The sequence below is a fragment of the Streptomyces sp. NPDC029159 genome (assembly GCF_055564055.1).
This window is the reverse complement of record NZ_JBVHWT010000003.1, coordinates 296,169-311,981: the sequence shown is the minus strand read 5'-3', so window position 1 is coordinate 311,981 and position 15,813 is coordinate 296,169. Positions and strand designations below refer to the sequence as shown.

General features: G+C 73.2%; 17 protein-coding genes. 12 read left to right on the top strand and 5 right to left on the bottom strand.

Going from position 1 to position 15,813, the window contains the following annotated elements; all coding sequences use genetic code 11:
- Positions 1–11: 11 nt before the first annotated feature.
- From snpA to ACZ4U4_RS08400, 3 genes are all read left to right on the top strand, one after another.
- A complete protein-coding gene (gene snpA / locus ACZ4U4_RS08410) occupies positions 12–671 on the top strand; it encodes a snapalysin (RefSeq protein WP_467870373.1) in 660 nt (219 codons plus the stop codon).
- A gap of 433 nt (positions 672–1,104) precedes the next feature.
- Positions 1,105–1,851 carry a FadR/GntR family transcriptional regulator gene (locus ACZ4U4_RS08405; protein ID WP_467870370.1) on the top strand — a complete coding sequence of 249 codons (747 nt, stop codon included), beginning with the start codon at positions 1,105–1,107 and terminating at the stop codon, positions 1,849–1,851.
- Positions 1,844–3,112, top strand: a complete 1,269-nt coding sequence (locus tag ACZ4U4_RS08400) for a CynX/NimT family MFS transporter (protein ID WP_467870367.1) — start codon at positions 1,844–1,846, stop codon at positions 3,110–3,112. The genes ACZ4U4_RS08405 and ACZ4U4_RS08400 overlap by 8 nt, the downstream gene beginning before the upstream one ends.
- 164 nt (positions 3,113–3,276) lie before the next feature.
- Here the strand turns inward: ACZ4U4_RS08400 and ACZ4U4_RS08395 are convergent, their stop codons facing one another.
- Complete coding sequence (locus ACZ4U4_RS08395; RefSeq protein ID WP_467870928.1) at positions 3,277–4,362, bottom strand: magnesium and cobalt transport protein CorA; 1,086 nt, start codon at positions 4,360–4,362, stop codon at positions 3,277–3,279.
- Between the two features lie 217 nt (positions 4,363–4,579).
- Between ACZ4U4_RS08395 and ACZ4U4_RS08390 the strand changes: the two genes are divergently transcribed.
- The 3 genes from ACZ4U4_RS08390 to ACZ4U4_RS08380 all read left to right on the top strand — a co-directional run bounded on the left by ACZ4U4_RS08390 (position 4,580) and on the right by ACZ4U4_RS08380 (position 8,258).
- On the top strand, positions 4,580–4,759 hold the full coding sequence (locus ACZ4U4_RS08390; protein ID WP_467870364.1) for a hypothetical protein: 180 nt from the start codon (positions 4,580–4,582) through the stop codon (positions 4,757–4,759).
- Complete coding sequence (locus ACZ4U4_RS08385; protein WP_467870361.1) at positions 4,756–7,020, top strand: heavy metal translocating P-type ATPase; 2,265 nt, start codon at positions 4,756–4,758, stop codon at positions 7,018–7,020. The genes ACZ4U4_RS08390 and ACZ4U4_RS08385 overlap by 4 nt, the downstream gene beginning before the upstream one ends.
- Positions 7,021–7,319: 299 nt before the next feature.
- A complete protein-coding gene (locus ACZ4U4_RS08380; RefSeq protein WP_467870358.1) occupies positions 7,320–8,258 on the top strand; it encodes a beta-ketoacyl-ACP synthase III in 939 nt (312 codons plus the stop codon).
- A 28-nt stretch (positions 8,259–8,286) separates the two neighbouring features.
- Here the strand turns inward: ACZ4U4_RS08380 and ACZ4U4_RS08375 are convergent, their stop codons facing one another.
- Together ACZ4U4_RS08375 and ACZ4U4_RS08370 are read right to left on the bottom strand one after the other, a co-directional pair.
- A complete protein-coding gene (locus ACZ4U4_RS08375; RefSeq protein WP_467870356.1) occupies positions 8,287–8,508 on the bottom strand; it encodes a hypothetical protein in 222 nt (73 codons plus the stop codon).
- Between the two features lie 91 nt (positions 8,509–8,599).
- Entirely contained in the window at positions 8,600–9,514 is a 915-nt protein-coding gene (locus ACZ4U4_RS08370; protein ID WP_467870354.1) for a glutaminase, read from the bottom strand.
- A 180-nt stretch (positions 9,515–9,694) separates the two neighbouring features.
- On the opposite strand from ACZ4U4_RS08370, the gene ACZ4U4_RS08365 reads away from it, so the two are divergent.
- Complete coding sequence (locus tag ACZ4U4_RS08365) at positions 9,695–9,928, top strand: hypothetical protein (RefSeq protein ID WP_467870351.1); 234 nt, start codon at positions 9,695–9,697, stop codon at positions 9,926–9,928.
- A gap of 44 nt (positions 9,929–9,972) precedes the next feature.
- Positions 9,973–10,884 carry a 1-aminocyclopropane-1-carboxylate deaminase/D-cysteine desulfhydrase gene (locus tag ACZ4U4_RS08360; RefSeq protein ID WP_467870348.1) on the top strand — a complete coding sequence of 304 codons (912 nt, stop codon included), beginning with the start codon at positions 9,973–9,975 and terminating at the stop codon, positions 10,882–10,884.
- A gap of 4 nt (positions 10,885–10,888) precedes the next feature.
- Here the strand turns inward: ACZ4U4_RS08360 and ACZ4U4_RS08355 are convergent, their stop codons facing one another.
- Positions 10,889–12,487: a Na+/H+ antiporter gene (locus ACZ4U4_RS08355; RefSeq protein WP_467870346.1), complete on the bottom strand. Its 1,599-nt coding sequence runs from the start codon at positions 12,485–12,487 to the stop codon at positions 10,889–10,891.
- Between the two features lie 96 nt (positions 12,488–12,583).
- Between ACZ4U4_RS08355 and ACZ4U4_RS08350 the strand changes: the two genes are divergently transcribed.
- The 4 genes from ACZ4U4_RS08350 to ACZ4U4_RS08335 all read left to right on the top strand — a co-directional run bounded on the left by ACZ4U4_RS08350 (position 12,584) and on the right by ACZ4U4_RS08335 (position 15,167).
- Positions 12,584–12,844 (top strand): UBP-type zinc finger domain-containing protein, encoded by a 261-nt coding sequence (locus tag ACZ4U4_RS08350; protein ID WP_467870343.1) that lies wholly within the window; start codon positions 12,584–12,586, stop codon positions 12,842–12,844.
- Positions 12,845–12,938: 94 nt separating this feature from the next.
- Positions 12,939–13,442, top strand: coding sequence for a GNAT family N-acetyltransferase (locus ACZ4U4_RS08345; RefSeq protein ID WP_467870341.1), 504 nt, complete (start codon positions 12,939–12,941; stop codon positions 13,440–13,442).
- Between the two features lie 275 nt (positions 13,443–13,717).
- The gene (locus ACZ4U4_RS08340; RefSeq protein WP_143940718.1) at positions 13,718–14,131 is read left to right on the top strand and encodes an ATP-binding protein; all 414 of its coding nucleotides are present in this window, start codon (positions 13,718–13,720) and stop codon (positions 14,129–14,131) included.
- Positions 14,132–14,174: 43 nt separating this feature from the next.
- The gene (locus ACZ4U4_RS08335; protein WP_467870926.1) at positions 14,175–15,167 is read left to right on the top strand and encodes an RNA polymerase sigma factor SigF; all 993 of its coding nucleotides are present in this window, start codon (positions 14,175–14,177) and stop codon (positions 15,165–15,167) included.
- 69 nt (positions 15,168–15,236) lie between these two features.
- Here ACZ4U4_RS08335 and ACZ4U4_RS08330 read toward each other — a convergent pair whose 3' ends face one another.
- A complete protein-coding gene (locus ACZ4U4_RS08330) occupies positions 15,237–15,695 on the bottom strand; it encodes a hypothetical protein (RefSeq protein WP_467870338.1) in 459 nt (152 codons plus the stop codon).
- Between the last annotated feature and the right edge of the window lie 118 nt (positions 15,696–15,813).

Sequence of the window (15,813 nt, the reverse complement as noted above, 5' to 3'; positions counted from 1 at the left end):
GGAGCCCCCACATGAGATCTCCCAAGACGGCGCTGTCGGCGGCGCTCGGCCTGGGCCTCGCCGCCGCACTCACCGCGGCGGTCCCGGCGTCCGCGACGCCCGCCTCCCCCACCTCTCATCGCTCCACCCCCGCCTCGGTGGCCGCGTACACCGGTTCGGCCGCGCAGAAGGCCGACACCAAGGCCTTCTTCGACGCCGTGCTGAAGTCCGCGGCGAAGAAGCTGAAGGCCAACCCGCACCTCCAGTCGGTCACGGTGACCTACGACGCGAGCGCCGCCCCGACGTTCGCGAGCCAGATATCCCAGGCCGCGCAGATCTGGAACAGCGCGGTCTCCAACGTCAAGCTGGCGGAAGGCAGCGGCGGCGACTTCCAGTACCGCGAGGGCGACGACCCGCGCGGTTCGTACGCCAGCACCGACGGCCACGGCAGCGGCTACGTCTTCCTGGACTACGCGCAGAACCAGCAGTACAACTCCACCCGCGTGGTGGCCCACGAGACCGGTCACGTGCTGGGTCTGCCGGACCACTACGAGGGCCCGTGCAGCGAGCTGATGTCCGGCGGCGGCCCCGGCCCGTCCTGCCAGAACACCCAGCCGGACGCCAACGAGCGTGCGCAGGTCAACCAGTTGTGGGCGAACGGTCTGGCGGGGCTCCTCCCCAAGGCGTCCTGACCCGTCCGCCCGTCGCACCGGCGGGCGCGCCCTCCTGACGCCCCGTCGGGACGCGCCCCCCGGTACGGCACCCCCGCGCGGCGGCCCACCGCCGCCGTGCCGCTTCCGGCAGGGGATCCCCACCCGCCTGCCGCGTCCGGTCCCCCTCGCCCCGGCCGCCCGCACCCCAACCGGCGCGGGCCACCGGCGGACAGCGTCCGGATCCGGCGGCGGCCTCTGCCCGGACCACCGGGCGGCCCCGCGTACGGCCGCCTCGTGCCCGTCTTCCCCGTACGCGGCCCTGCGGCGGAGTCCTTCGCGGACTCCGCCGCAGGTGCGTGCGGGGCCCGGCCTCTTTTGACAGACGGAAACATGGGATGTTCACATGACCGGAAGAATGCGGCGGGCCGGTGGACGGTCCGCCGTCCCGGTCGGAGGAGAGGACGCCGCGCCGATGCCGCTGCGCAGTACCGCCCGTACCAGCCTGGTCGGCCTCGTCATCGAGCAGCTGGAGGCGCTGATCGCGGGCGGTGAGTGGCCGGTGGGGACGAAGATCCCGCCGGAGCCCGCCCTCGTCGAGCAGCTGGACGTCGGGCGCAACACCGTCCGCGAGGCGGTCCGCGCACTCGTCCACACCGGGCTGCTGGAGGCCCGGCAGGGCGACGGCACCTACGTCCGCGCCCGCAGCGACTTCGGCGCCGCCGTCCAGCGCCGGCTGCGCCGTGCGGAGAACCTGGAGGCGTACGAGGTCCGGGCCGCGCTGGAGCGGGACGCCGCGCGCCACGCGGCCGAGCGGCGCACCCCCGCGGATCTGGCGGCGCTGCGGGAGTCGCTGGCCGAGCGGGTGCGGGCCTGGGAGTCCGGGGACACCGAGGCGTTCGTGGCGGCCGACGTCCGCTTCCACCAGCTGATCGCCCAGGCCGCGCACAACGGTGTGCTGGCGGATCTGTACGCACATCTCAGCGACGCGCTGCGCGCCACGCTGCACGCGGTGCTCGCCGCGCACGTGCCGGACGCGGTGCACCACCAGCTCGACGGCCACACCGCGGTCGTCGACGCCATCGAGGCGGGCGACGCCGACGCCGCCGAACGCGCCGTACTGGCGCATCTGACCGAAGCGAGGGACGCCCTGCGCGATGCCACGGGCGACGGTGCCCGGGCCGGCGGGCGCCCGCACACCACCGGAGAACACCGTGCCTGAGTCCGGATCCGCCGTCGCCGACGGCCCGATATCCACCGCGCCGCCGCGCCCCGGGGCCGCCGAGCCCGCGGCCGTCCCCACCGGGCGCCGCGCGCTCTACCTGGGGCTGGGCGTCGTCCTGCTGGCGCTGAACCTGCGGCCCGCGCTGGTCGCGGTGTCGCCGCTGGCCGGGACCATCCGGGACGACAGCGGGATGTCGGCGGCGGCGACGAGTCTGCTCACCGCGCTGCCGCTGCTCTGCTTCGGGCTGCTGGCGCCGGTCGCGCCGCGGCTGGGCCGCCGGCTGGGGATGGAGCGGTCGCTGCTGGGCACGATGGCGCTGATCGGCGCCGGGACCGCGCTGCGGCTGGTGGACTCGGTGGTGGCGCTGTTCGCCGGGACGGTCGTGATCGGCGCCGGGATCGCGGTCGCCAACGTGCTGCTGCCCGGCCTGATCAAGCGGGACTTCCCGGCCCGCGCCGGGCTGATGACCGGCCTGTACTCGATGTCGCTGTTCGGCGGCGCGGCGCTGGCCGCCGGGGTGACCGTCCCGGTGCAGCGGGCCGCCGGGCTGAGCTGGCAGGCCACGCTGGCGTGCTGGGGCGGCCTCGCGGTGGTGGCGCTGGTCTTCTGGCTGCCGCAGACGGGCGCCCGCAGCCGGGTCTTTGCCGGGGCGGCGGGCGCGGCGGCCCACCCGGTACGCGGCCTGTGGCGCTCCCCGCTGGCCTGGCAGGTCACCGGCTACATGGGGCTCCAGTCGCTGAGCTACTACGCGGCCGCCGCCTGGTTGCCGACGGTGTTGAAGGACGCCGGGATGTCGGCGGGCGACGCCGGGTGGATGCTGTCGTACTCGTCGCTGCTGGGGATCGCGGGGTCGTTCCTCGCCCCGGTGATCGTCGGGCGGCGGCTGCGCGCCGGGACGCTCGCCGCGGTGAGCGCGCTGCTGTGCGCGGTGGCGTTCGCGGGACTGCTGGCCGCGCCGGCGGGCGGTGCGTACGTCTGGATGACGCTGCTCGGCCTCGGGCAGGGCGGGGCGATCAGCCTGGCGCTGCTCTTCATCGTGGAACGGGCCCCGGACGCCCGGCACACCGCGCAGCTCTCCAGTATGGCGCAGTGCTTCGGCTACATCCTGGCGGCGACCGGCCCGGCGGTGCTGGGCGCGGTACACGACGCGACGGGCGGCTGGACGGTGCCGGTCACGGTGCTGCTGGTGTTGCTGGTACCGCAGATCGCCGCGGGCTTCGGGGCGGGACGGCCGCTCCACGTCGGAGGGCGCGGGTAGCGGCCGGGCGGGCGCGGGGGCTTTCTTTCAGGGAGGGTTCCTGAAGGACGTCGGTGGGCTCGGGACGTCGAAGGGCTCGGGGCCCGGTTGCTTTCAGGGAGGGTTCCTGAAAGCAACCGGGCCCCGAGCCTTCTCTCAGGAACCCTCCCTGAGAGATACCCCTCTCACAGCCACCCGTTCCGCTTGAATCCGCGGTGGATCAGCCAGCACAGCCCCAGCGTGATGGCCACGATCAGCGGATATCCGTACGTCCAGTCCTTCTCCGGCAGGTACGTGAAGTTCATGCCGTAGATGCCGCAGACCATGGTCGGGACGGCGAGGATCGCGACCCAGGCGCTGATCCGGCGCATGCCCTCGTTCTGCGCGACGGTGACCTGCGCGAGATGGGCCTGGAGTATCGAGTTGAGGAGTTCGTCGAAGGACGTGATCTGTTCGACGACGCGTTCCAGGTGGTCGGTGACGTCCCGGAAGTACGTCCGCAGCCGGGCGTCGACGTACGGCATCGGTCCGGTCACCAGCTTCTGCAGCGGCCGATCGAGCGGGGCGACGGCGTGCTTCAGCTCAAGCACCTCGCGTTTGAGCTGGTAGATGCGGCCGGCGCCGCCGCTGCCGCGGACCGAGAAGACCTCGCTCTCCACGTCGTCGATGTCGCTCTGGATCTCGTCGGCGACGTCGAGGTAGTCGTCCACCACGAGGTCGGCGATGGCGTGCAGCACCGCCGACGGGCCGATGGCCAGCTGCTCCGGGTCGCGCTCCAGCTGTTCGCGGAGCGGGCCGAGGGAGCCGTGGCCGCCGTGCCGGACGGTGATCACGAAGTCGGCGCCGGTGAAGACCATGAGTTCGCCGGCCTCGATGACCTCGCTGGTGTCGGTGAGCTGCTCGTGCTCGACGTAGCGGACGGTCCGGAAGACGGTGAAGAGCGAGCCGTCGTACAGCTCGATCTTCGGGCGCTGATGGGCGAGGACGGCGTCCTCGACGGCGAGCGGGTGCAGCCCGAACAGCTCGACGATGCCCGCGAACTCCGTCTCCGTCGGCTCGTGCAGCCCGATCCACACGAATCCGGCGCCGGAGCGCCGCACCCGGCGCAGCGCCTCGTCGGCGGGGTGGTCGCCGGGCTGCCGTACGCCTTTCTCGTACACCGCGCAGTTGACGACGGCGGTCCCGAGCGGTGAGCGGGCGGGGTGGCTGAGGTCGACCCCGCGGGTACGCGGCTGCGGCAGCCGGACGGCACGGCGGATGCTACGGATCATCGACACCGGCACAGTATGGCGTCCCGGCCCGCCGGACGGCAGGGAGCGGGCACACGGGGTGGCGGCCCCGGGGAGCCGCCGGAGCGGTCGCCACCCCGTGACGGAATACCCCTGGGGGGTATACAGTTGGAGACAGCGGGACGCCGGTGACGCCGCCGTCCCCACCCCCGGGAGCGCCCGCGGTCCCCGGTTCCGGTATCCCTGTGAGGAGTACGGCATGAAGGCACCGACCACCCCGGTCCTGCTCGGCGGCTACGCACTGATCCTGCTGGTCGTGCTCGCCGCCGGATTCGGAATCGGCCGCGCCACCGGCGCCCCGGCACCGCCCGCACCTTCCGCGCCGCACGGCGCCCCGCATACCCCCCACCCGTACGCACACCACGAGGAGAAGTCGTGATCACCGTGCCCGGAGAGCAGTACATCGAGCTGGAGATCGGCGGGATGACCTGCGCCTCGTGTGCGGCGCGCGTCGAGAAGAAGCTCAACCGTATGGACGGTGTCACCGCCACGGTCAACTACGCCACCGAGAAGGCGCGCGTCTCCCTGGAGGAGGGCAGCGCGCTGGAGACCGCCGATCTCATCGCCACCGTCGAGAAGACCGGCTACACCGCCGCGGTGCCCGCGCCGCCGGTGCCGGAGCCCGCCGACGAGCAGGGCGCGGCGGAGCCCGCGGACGACGGCCTCACCGCACTGCGGCAGCGGCTGCTGACCGCGCTGGTGCTCTCCGTCCCGGTGATCCTCATGGCGATGGTCCCGGCGCTGCAGTTCACCAACTGGCAGTGGCTCTCGCTGACGCTCGCCGCCCCGGTGGTCGTCTACGCCGCGTGGCCGTTCCACCGCGCCGCCTGGACCAATCTGCGGCACGGCGCGGCCACCATGGACACCCTGATCTCCATGGGGACGCTCGCCGCGTTCGGCTGGTCCCTGTGGGCGCTGTTCTTCGGTACGGCCGGGATGCCCGGTATGCGGCACCCCTTCGAGCTGACCCTCACCCGCGGGGAGGGCGGCGGCTCGATCTATCTGGAGGCCGCGGCCGGGGTCACCACGTTCATCCTGGCGGGCCGCTACTTCGAGGCCCGTGCGAAGCGGAAGGCCGGGGCCGCGCTGCGCGCCCTGATGGAGCTGGGGGCCAAGGACGTCGCGGTGCTGCGCGGCGGCCGGGAGGTCCGCATCCCCACCGCCGAGCTGGCCGTCGGCGACCGTTTCGTCGTCCGCCCCGGCGAGAAGATCGCCACCGACGGCAAGGTCACCGAGGGCTCGTCCGCGGTGGACGCCGCCCTGCTGACCGGCGAGTCCGTCCCCGTCGAGGTCGGGCCCGGCGACGCCGTCACCGGTGCCACCGTCAACGCCGGGGGCCGGCTGGTCGTCGAGGCGACCCGGGTCGGCGCCGACACCCAGCTCGCCCGGATGGCGCGGATGGTGGAGGAGGCGCAGAACGGCAAGGCCGCGGCGCAGCGGCTGGCCGACAAGATCTCCGCGGTCTTCGTCCCGGTGGTCATCGCGCTGGCGGTCGGCACCCTCGGTTACTGGCTCGGGACGGGCGCCGGGGCCACCGCCGCCTTCACCGCCGCCGTCGCGGTGCTGATCATCGCCTGCCCGTGCGCCCTGGGGCTGGCCACCCCGACCGCCCTGATGGTCGGCACGGGCCGCGGCGCCCAGTTGGGCATCCTGCTCAAGGGCCCGGAGGTGCTGGAGTCCACCCGCGCCGTCGACACCGTCGTCCTGGACAAGACCGGCACGGTCACCACCGGTGTGATGACGCTGACCGGCGTCCACCTCGCCGACGGCGAGGACCGGGCGACCGCGCTGCGGCTGGCCGGTGCGCTGGAGCACGCCTCGGAGCACCCGATCGCCCGCGCCGTCGCCACGGCGGCCGAGGAGGCGGCGTCCGGTGCGCTCCCGGCGCCCCGGAACTTCGAGAACGTCCCCGGGCTCGGCGTCCGCGGGGAGGTCGACGGCCACACCGTGCTGGTCGGCCGCGAGCGGCTGCTGGCGGACGCCGGGCTGGCGCTGCCGGCGCCGCTGGCGACGGCGAAGCGGCAGGCCGAGGAGGCGGGCGCCACCGCCGTCGCGGTCGCCTGGGACGGCGCCGCCCGTGCGGTGCTGGTGATCGCCGACGCGGTCAAGGAGACCAGCGCCGAGGCGGTCCGGCGGCTGCGGGCGCTGGGCCTGACGCCGGTGCTGCTGACCGGTGACAACCGCGCGGTCGCCGAGGCGGTCGCCGCCGAGGTCGGCATCGACGAGGTCATCGCCGAGGTGCTGCCGCAGGACAAGGTCGCCGTGGTGGAGCGGCTGCGCGCCGAGGGCCGTACGGTCGCCATGGTCGGCGACGGCGTCAACGACGCGGCGGCGCTGGCCACCGCCGATCTGGGCCTGGCGATGGGCACCGGCACCGACGCCGCCATCGAGGCCGGCGACCTCACGCTGGTCCGCGGTGATCTGCGGGCCGCGGCCGACGCCATCCGGCTGGCCCGCGCCACCCTCGGCACCATCCGCACCAACCTCTTCTGGGCCTTCGGCTACAACGTCGCAGCCCTGCCGCTGGCCGCCGCGGGCCTGCTCAACCCGATGATCGCGGGCGCCGCGATGGCCTTCTCCTCGGTCTTCGTCGTCGGCAACAGCCTCCGCCTGCGCCGCTTCCGCGCGACGGCGGAGTGACGGATACGCGGGAGGCGGTACGGAGGCGGGGCCCGGGCCGGGGAGGCCGGGGCCCCGCCTCCGCCGTACGCAGCGGCATACGGAATGCGGCCGGGGGCGCGTACCGGACACACCCGCGCCGGGGCGCGCACGAGCGTCCCGTGCGCCCCCGACCGCACCCGGCACGCCCCCGGGCCGGGCCCGGGTGGCGTCGGGTCCCTCCAGAGAAGACGGCGGAAGATTGGCGGTTCTCGAAAAGGGGTGCTCGCCCGCCGCAGGTCACACTGGTCGCACGACACCGCAGGTCCGGAGGGGACGACATGCCAGGTTCACGCGTTCTCGCGGTCGGCCACCATCAACCGCCGGGCGTGCTCACCAACGACGATCTCGCGACGATGGTGGAGACCGACGACGCCTGGATCCGCAGCCGGGTCGGCATCCGCACCCGGCACATCGCCGGACCCGACGAGACCGTCGACTCGATGGCGGCCCAGGCGGCGGCGAAGGCCCTCGCCTCCAGCGGCGTCCCGGCCGAGGAGATCGACCTCGTCCTCGTCGCGACCTGCACCGCGACCGACCGCAGCCCCAACACCGCGGCCCGCGTCGCGGCCGCCCTCGGCCTCGCGGCCCCCGCGACGATGGACATCAACGTCGTCTGCTCCGGCTTCACCCACGCCCTGGCCACCGCCGACCACGCCATCCGCGCCGGCTCCGCCCGCTCGGCACTGGTGATCGGCGCCGAGAAGTTCAGCGCCGTGACCGACTGGACGGACCGTACGACCTGCGTGCTGGTCGGCGACGGCGCGGGCGCCGCCGTGGTCACCGCCTCCGAGGAGCCGATGATCGGCCCGGTGCTGTGGGGTTCGGTCCCCGAGATGGGCCACGCGGTCCGGATCGAGGGCGAACCGGCCCGCTTCGCCCAGGAGGGCCAGACCGTCTACCGCTGGGCCACCACCCAGCTGCCGGCCATCGCCCGCCAGGTCTGCGAACGCTCCGGCATCGCCCCCGCCGACCTCGCCGGGATCGTCCTCCACCAGGCCAATCTGCGGATCATCGAGCCGGTCGCCCGGAAGATCGGCGCGGTCAACGCCGTCGTCGCCCGGGACGTCGTCGACTCCGGGAACACCTCGGCGGCGTCGGTGCCGCTGGCCCTGTCCAAGCTGGTCGAACGGGGCGAGATCACCACCGGCGACCCCGTCCTCCTCTTCGCCTTCGGCGGCAACCTCTCCTACGCGGGGCAGGTCATCCGCTGCCCCTGACCGGGCAGAACGCCGACGCCGCCGCAGCTCAGGGCACCTCGCGCAGATACATCGCACCGCAGGAATGGCAGAACGGTTCGCCCTCGGGCGTGCCCCAGAGACGGGCCGGCTGGGTGGCGGCGGACTCGCCCAGAATCCGGCCGCACATCGCCTTGATCCCGTCGAGGCGGACCATGTGCCAGATCTTGACCGGGGCGTCCGGTCCCGGCGTCACGCCGTCCTCGTACTCCGCGCGCATCTCGTGCTCCATGGCGGTGCACCTCCTAGGCCCACGATGCGCCAGGAAGATCGCCGCCACAACGCGACCGGAGCCGGGCGGACGGCCGGCCCGCCCGGACGGCTCAGAACACCGACCAGCCGGTGAGCGTCGTGAAGTGATCGAGCGCCGCGGCACCGGCGACGGAGTTGCCCCGCCGGTCGAGACCCGGGCTCCAGACGCACAGCGTGCAGCGGCCCGGTACGACGGCGAGGATCCCGCCGCCGACGCCGCTCTTGGCGGGCAGCCCCACCCGGTAGGCGAACTCCCCCGCCGCGTCGTAGGTGCCGCAGGTCAGCATCACCGCGTTGATCCGCTTGGCCTCCCGCGCCTCCAGCAGCCGGGTGCCGTCCGCACGCAGCCCGTGCCGGGCGAGGAAGCCGCCGGCGGTGGCCAGATCCCGGCAGCTCATCTCTATGGAGCACTGCCAGAAGTAGTGCTCGATAACGCTGGGGACCGGGTTCTCCAGATTGCCGAACGACGCCATGAAGTGCGCGAGCGCGGCGTTACGGTCCCCGTGGTCGGCCTCCGAACCGGCCACCGCCTGGTCGAACGCCAACTCCTCGTTGCCGCTCTCCTCCCGCAGGAAGTGCAGCATCGTCGTACTGGCGTCACCGGTGAGGGTCTGGAGGCGGTCGGTGACGACGAGCGCGCCCGCGTTGATGAACGGATTCCGCGGAATGCCGTTCTCCCACTCCAGCTGCACCAGGGAGTTGAACGGCGTACCCGACGGCTCCCGGCCCACCCGGGACCAGATCTCCTCGTCGTGCGCGTGCGCCATCACCAGCGCCAGCGAGAAGGTCTTCGAGATCGACTGCACCGAGAAGGGCGTCTCCCAGTCGCCCGCCCCGTACACCGAGCCGTCGATGTCGACCAGCGCGATACCGAAGCGGTCCGGGCTGACGCGTTCGAGCGCCGGGATGTAGTCGGCGACCGCGCCCTGCCTCACGAACGGCCGCGCATAGGCCGCTACCTCATCAAGAACGGCCTGGTAGTCCATATCGGACACGCTAACCCGGCGCTTTCCGCACCCCGCGCCGGGGCCCGGCATTCCGCCCCGGCCCGCCCAACGGGCCGCCCGCCTCGCGTCCGCCGCCCGGGTGGCGGAGCCTGACACGGGGAACCCGGCGGCCGGACGGGCCGTTGACCCCATGAGACCGATCGTGCACAGGAGGCAGTGATGGCAGGTTTTCTCGACCGCGCCAAGGAGCAGGCCCAAAACGCCCTCGAGCAGGGCAAACAGAAGGTGGACGAGGTCCAGCAGCAGCGCGCGGGCAACGACCTCCTCAAAAAGCTCGGCGCCGCCTACTACGCCGAACGCCGCGGCAACGGCTCACCGGACGCGACCCAGCACGCACTGAGCGCCCTGGAGGCGCACATCAGCGCGCATGGGGACGGGTTTTTGCGGGCGTAGGGGCGGCGGGAGACCTCAACCGGGCCGCCTCCACACTGGTAGGTGTGTTCGATTACGTTGTCGATCCCGACAGCTTGCGCCCCCGGCTTCCGTCACCGCTCCAGGAAGTGACGGAGCCGGTGTTCTCACGGCACGGTGTGCGGCTGCTGATCAAGCGGGACGATCTGATCCACCCCGCCCTACCGGGTAACAAATGGCGGAAGCTGGCACCCAACCTTCGTGCCGCCGCAGAGGCCGGGCAGCGAACCCTGCTGACGTTCGGTGGCGCGTACTCCAACCACCTGCGCGCCACCGCAGCCGCCGGCCGGCTGCTCGGGTTCCGCACCATAGGCGTCGTACGCGGCGAAGAACTGGCCGTGGCCCCCCTCAATCCGTCGCTGACGCGGTGCGCGGCCGATGGCATGTACCTGCACTTCATCGACCGTGGCACCTACCGGCAGGCCCGTTCCCCGGGGGTGCTGAGCGGTCTCCTCGACCGGTTCGGTGACTGTTACGTGATACCGGAAGGCGGAAGCAACGCCCTCGCCGCTCGCGGCACTGCGGAGCTTGGGCAGGAGCTGCGCGGCAATGCCGACGTGGCGGCGGTGGCCTGCGGAACGGGCGGCACACTCGCCGGCCTCGCGGCCGGACTCGGCACATCCGGCCACGCCCTGGGCATCGCCGTTCTCAAGGGCGGCAGCCCCCACTTCCTCGGGGAGACGGTGGCGGGCCTGCAACGGGCGACGTTCGGCGACCGCTGTGGTGACTGGCGCGTGGAGGACCGCTTCACCTGCGGCGGCTACGCCCGTACGACCCCTGAGCTGGACTCCTTCGTGGCCGCGTTCGAGCAGCGCCACGGCATGGCACTGGAGCGCATCTACGTGGCCAAGATGCTGCTCGGTCTCACCACGCTGGCCGCGGAGGGCACCTTCGCCCCGGGCACCACGGTGGCCGCCGTGCTCACCGGTACGCCGTAACTCCTCACCCCTCCTCCTCCCGATAAGCCGCCGCCTCCTCCAGGTCGAGGCGGCGGAGCAGGGTGCGCAGCATCTCGTCGTCGATGCGGCGGGTGTCGCGGAGGTGGACGAAGACGCGGCGTTCGGCGTCGATCATCTCGCCGGCCAGGCGGCGGTACGTCTCATCGGCGGATTCGCCGGTCACCTCGTTGACGGTGCCCAGCCGTTCCCAGACGGCGTTGCGGCGGCGCTCCATCACGGTGCGCAGCCGGTCCTCCAGGGGGCCCGGCAGGGTGTTGCGCTCGTCGGCGAGGAGGGCGTCGAGGCGTTCCTCGGCGGCGCGCGATGCCTCGTTCTGCGCCTGTGCCTCGGCGAGCGTCTGGGCGCGCGCGTCGCGGCCGGTCAGCTTCAGGGCATGGATCAGCGGCGGCAGCGTCAGGCCCTGGACGACGAGGGTGGCGATGACGGTGGTGAAGGTCAGGAAGAGCACCAGGTTGCGGGCGGGGAACGGCCCGCCGTCGTGCACCGTCGCCGGGATGGAGAAGGCGATGGCCAGCGACACCACGCCCCGCATCCCGGCCCAGCCGACGACCAGCGGCGCCGCGGCCGTGACGCCCGGCTCCCGCTCCCGGATACGGGCCGAGAGGCGCGGCAGATACGTCGCCGGGAAGACCCACACGAACCGCGCCACCACCACCGCCACGAAGACCAGCACCGCGTACCGCGCGGCCTGCGCGCCGCTGAATTCGCCGAGCCCGCGCAGCACCACCGGCAGCTGGAGCCCGATCAGCGCGAAGACCGCGGACTCCAGCAGGAACGACACCATCCGCCACACGGCCGCCTCCTGGAGCCGCGTCTCGAAGTCGACCTGCCAGGAGCGGTGCCCCAGATAGAGGGCGACGACCACCACGGCGAGCACCCCGGACGCCCCGAGCTGCTCGGCGGCGGCGTACGCGACGAACGGGATGAGCAGCGAGAGGGTGTTCTCCAGCAGCGGCGATGCCCGCAGCCGGCGGCGCAGCCAGTGCAGCGGCACCATCAGGACGAGGCCGACGCCGATGCCGCCCAGGGAGGCGACGGCGAACTCCTCGGCCCCGCCGGCCCAGGTGGCGCCCGCGCCGACCGCCGCGGCCACCGCCACCTTGTAGGCGGTGATGGCGGTCGCGTCGTTCACCAGGGACTCGCCCTGGAGGATCGTGGTGATCCGGCCGGGCAGCCCCAGGCGGCGGGCGATGGCGGTGGCCGCGACGGCGTCCGGCGGTGCGACGACGGCGCCCAGGACGAGCGCGGAGGTCAGTGGCAGATCCGGGACGGCCAGGTGGGCGAGGAACCCGACGGCGAGCGTGGCGAAGAGGACGTACCCGACGGAGAGCAGCGCCACCGGCCGCCAGTTGGCCCGCAGGTCCAGGTAGGAGCTCTCCAGCGCCGCGGTGTGCAGCAGCGGCGGCAGCACCAGCGGCAGCACGATGTGCGGGTCGAGGGTGTAGTCCGGCACCCCGGGGACGTACGCGGCGACGAGCCCGGCGGCGACCAGCAGCAGCGGCGCCGGTACGGGCGTCCGCCGGGCGAGCGCGGCCACCGCGGCGCTCCCGGCGATCAGCAACAGCAGCGGCATGACGTCCATCGGCCCGTCCCGTCCGTACCCTCCGGCGCGGTCCGGGTGCGGCACCGCCCGGCCACGACCCGGTGACAGCCGCCCGCGGGTCGTAACCTGGCCATCATGAGCGAGTGTGTGCACGTCCGTGATCTGCCACGCGCCGAACCCGCCCCGCTGAGCGACACCTGCCTGGAGTGTCTGGAGGTGGGCAGCCACCCCGTCCAGCTGCGGCTCTGCCTGGTCTGCGGCCATGTCGGCTGCTGCGACTCCTCGCCGTTCCGCCACGCCACCGGGCACTACGAGCGGACCGGCCACCCGGTGATGCGCTCCTTCGAGCCGGGCGAGTCCTGGCGGTGGTGCTTCGCCGACCAGCTCCTGGTGTGAGGGCGGCGGGACCCGGGGGCCGCCGCGCGAGGGCCCCGGGCCCGGTGCCCGGCCTCCCTGCCGGTCCGCCACCGGCGCGGTTTAGCCTGGCGGCATGATCCGCGAAGCAGCCGTTGCCGACGTCCCCGCCATCCTGGCCATGATCCGCGAACTCGCCGAGTACGAACGCGCCCTGGAGTCGGCGCGGGCGACCGAGGCGCAGCTCACCGAGGCGCTCTTCGGGCCGCAGCCGGCCGCCTTCGCGCTGATGGCCGAGGAGGACGGCGAGCCGGTGGGCTTCGCCCTGTGGTTCCGCAACTTCTCGACGTGGACGGGCACGCACGGTGTCTATCTGGAGGACCTCTACGTCCGCCCCGAGGCGCGCGGCGGGGGCCACGGCAAGGCGCTGCTGGCGGCGCTCGCGGAGATCTGTGTGGCCCGCGGCTACGAGCGTTTCGAGTGGTCCGTCCTGGATTGGAATGAACCGTCCATCGGCTTTTACCGGTCGATCGGTGCGCAGCCCATGGACGGATGGACGGTCTTCCGGCTCACTGGAAAGGAACTGCACGCCCTCGCGGACACCACGCGGGTCAACGGAGCGTCACCGGCGAGGATTTGACGCCCCCACCCCCTAGCCACTGTGCGTACTCATGTGTTTACAATCAGTGACGACAGCGGTTCCGGGAGCCCCCGGATCCGTTCGCATTCCGGACGACGGCCGTGCTCCGTCCGGGCGACACCGGCCCGCGGATCGCGGTAGCGTCACAGCCGAACCCTGTGCTGCGCCGCTTCCCTCGGGAGCGACCGGCCAGACGCCCGGAGCGGTGCAGCGGCCACGCACATCAGCTCAACACGTATCAGCTCAATCCAGCTTGTGCCACCTTGGAGGTGAGGGTGTCCCAGATCGCAGGCGAGCCCGGGACCCAGGACTTCGTGGAAGTCCGGCTGCCCGCTGCGGGTGCCTACCTTTCCGTGCTGCGTACGGCCACCGCCGGACTCGCAGCCCGCTTGGACTTCACCCTCGACGAGATCGAGGACCTGCGCATCGCGGTGGACGAGGCGTGCGCGATCCTGCTCCAGCAGGCCGTGCCCGGCTCCGTGCTGAGCTGCGTCTTCCGTCTCATCGACGACGCACTGCAGGTGACCGTCTCGGCGCCGACCACCGACGGCCGCGCGCCCGAGCGCGACACCTTCGCCTGGACGGTGCTCTCCGCACTGGCCGGCAAGGTCGACTCCGCCGTCGCCGAGGACCGTACGGTCACCATCAGCCTCTACAAGGAGCGCGGCGCCGGTCCCGGACCGTCATGACCGAACAGGGGGCCCCGTGAAAGATCTCGAACGCGGCGCGGGGATCGCGCCGGGTGCGACCATCCCGGACCAGCAGGCCCGGCCGCACCCGACGGGCGCGGACGACCCCGGCGGCCGGCCGGACGCAGCGGAGCAGGCAGAGCGGGCGGACCACATGGACGACAGCGAGCAGCAGGGCGAGCGGGCGCAGCACACGCCGCGCCCGCCCCAGGAGACCCCGGAGGAGCCCCAGGGCGCCCCGGAGCCCCCGCACGCCCACGAACCGGCGCACGCCCACGATCCGCACGACCGCAGCGGTGCACGGGCGATGTTCCACGAGCTGCGGAAGCTCCCCGACGGCTCCCCGGAGCACGCGGAGCTGCGCAACACCCTGGTGCAGATGCACCTCCCGCTGGTCGAGCACCTGGCCCGCAGATTCCGCAACCGCGGCGAGCCCCTGGACGACCTCACCCAGGTCGCGACCATCGGCCTGATCAAGTCGGTCGACCGCTTCGACCCGGACCGCGGCGTGGAGTTCTCCACGTACGCGACGCCCACCGTCGTCGGCGAGATCAAGCGGCACTTCCGGGACAAGGGCTGGGCGGTCCGGGTGCCGCGCCGCCTCCAGGAGCTGCGGCTGTCGCTGACGACGGCGACCGCCGAGCTGTCCCAGCGGCACGGCCGGGCGCCGACCGTCCACGAGCTGGCGGAGCATCTGTCGCTCTCCGAGGAGGAGGTCCTGGAGGGCCTGGAGTCGGCGAACGCCTACTCCACCCTCTCCCTCGACGTCCCCGACACCGACGACGAGTCCCCCGCGGTGGCCGACACGCTCGGCGCGGAGGACGAGGCGCTGGAGGGCGTGGAGTACCGCGAATCCCTCAAGCCGCTGCTTGAGGATCTGCCGCCGCGCGAGAAGAAGATCCTGCTGCTGCGGTTCTTCGGCAACATGACCCAGTCGCAGATCGCCCAGGAGGTCGGCATCTCCCAGATGCACGTCTCCCGGCTGCTGGCCCGCACCCTGGCCCAGCTGCGCGACCGTCTCCTCGTCGAGGAGTGAGCGGCCGGCCGTGACGGCCGAAGGGGGCGGGATCCGCGTGGATCCCGCCCCCTTCGCCGTTCCGGTCCGCTACTCCCGCGGGCCGATGCCGAGCGCCACGGTGGCCGTCGGGTTGACCAGCAGCCCGAGGACGGCGAAGGCGGCGACCGCCAGTGCGACGCCCGCCGCGATCAGCGCACCGCCGGCGCTGATCAGTGTCCAGGCGACGGGCAGCGCCACGATCTGGGTGATCATCGAGGGGCCGCGGCTCCAGCGGCGCAGCAGCCACAGCCCGCGGGCGGCGGCCAGCGGCAACACCGCCAGCGCGAGCACGGTCACCGCGCCCGTCACGGCCTGCTGCGGGCTGTCGGGCGAGCCGGTGACGCCCTCGATCAGCAGGGAGACGCCGAGGGCCGCCAGCGCGACGCCCTCGACGGCGGTGAGCACCGCGGCGGCGGTCAGCCGGGCCGGGCGCGGTCCGGGCTGCTCGGGGGCCGCGGGCGCGGCGGCGGCCTGGCGTGCGGACTTCTTCTGCTGCTTACTGCTCACCCCAGCAGGGTAGCGCCGCCGCGCCGCCCACCGGCCGCCCCCGGGCCCGCCGCACGGGGCCGGCACCGCGGTCCGGGCCCGGTAGGCCGTCCGGGGAGGTGCGTCGCAGGGCCGGTAC

Excerpts from the sequence above, each read along its gene's own strand:
- ACZ4U4_RS08355 (WP_467870346.1), bottom strand. The coding sequence starts at position 12,487 with ATGGACGTCATGCCGCTGCTGTTGCTGATCGCCGGGAGCGCCGCGGTG.
- ACZ4U4_RS08375 (WP_467870356.1), bottom strand. The coding sequence starts at position 8,508 with ATGGAGCACGAGATGCGCGCGGAGTACGAGGACGGCGTGACGCCGGGA.
- ACZ4U4_RS08405 (WP_467870370.1), top strand. The coding sequence starts at position 1,105 with ATGCCGCTGCGCAGTACCGCCCGTACCAGCCTGGTCGGCCTCGTCATC.
- ACZ4U4_RS08370 (WP_467870354.1), bottom strand. The coding sequence starts at position 9,514 with ATGGACTACCAGGCCGTTCTTGATGAGGTAGCGGCCTATGCGCGGCCG.
- ACZ4U4_RS08395 (WP_467870928.1), bottom strand. The coding sequence starts at position 4,362 with ATGATCCGTAGCATCCGCCGTGCCGTCCGGCTGCCGCAGCCGCGTACC.
- snpA (WP_467870373.1), top strand. The coding sequence starts at position 12 with ATGAGATCTCCCAAGACGGCGCTGTCGGCGGCGCTCGGCCTGGGCCTC.
- ACZ4U4_RS08365 (WP_467870351.1), top strand. The coding sequence starts at position 9,695 with ATGGCAGGTTTTCTCGACCGCGCCAAGGAGCAGGCCCAAAACGCCCTC.
- ACZ4U4_RS08345 (WP_467870341.1), top strand. The coding sequence starts at position 12,939 with ATGATCCGCGAAGCAGCCGTTGCCGACGTCCCCGCCATCCTGGCCATG.
- ACZ4U4_RS08350 (WP_467870343.1), top strand. The coding sequence starts at position 12,584 with ATGAGCGAGTGTGTGCACGTCCGTGATCTGCCACGCGCCGAACCCGCC.
- ACZ4U4_RS08390 (WP_467870364.1), top strand. The coding sequence starts at position 4,580 with ATGAAGGCACCGACCACCCCGGTCCTGCTCGGCGGCTACGCACTGATC.
- ACZ4U4_RS08380 (WP_467870358.1), top strand. The coding sequence starts at position 7,320 with ATGCCAGGTTCACGCGTTCTCGCGGTCGGCCACCATCAACCGCCGGGC.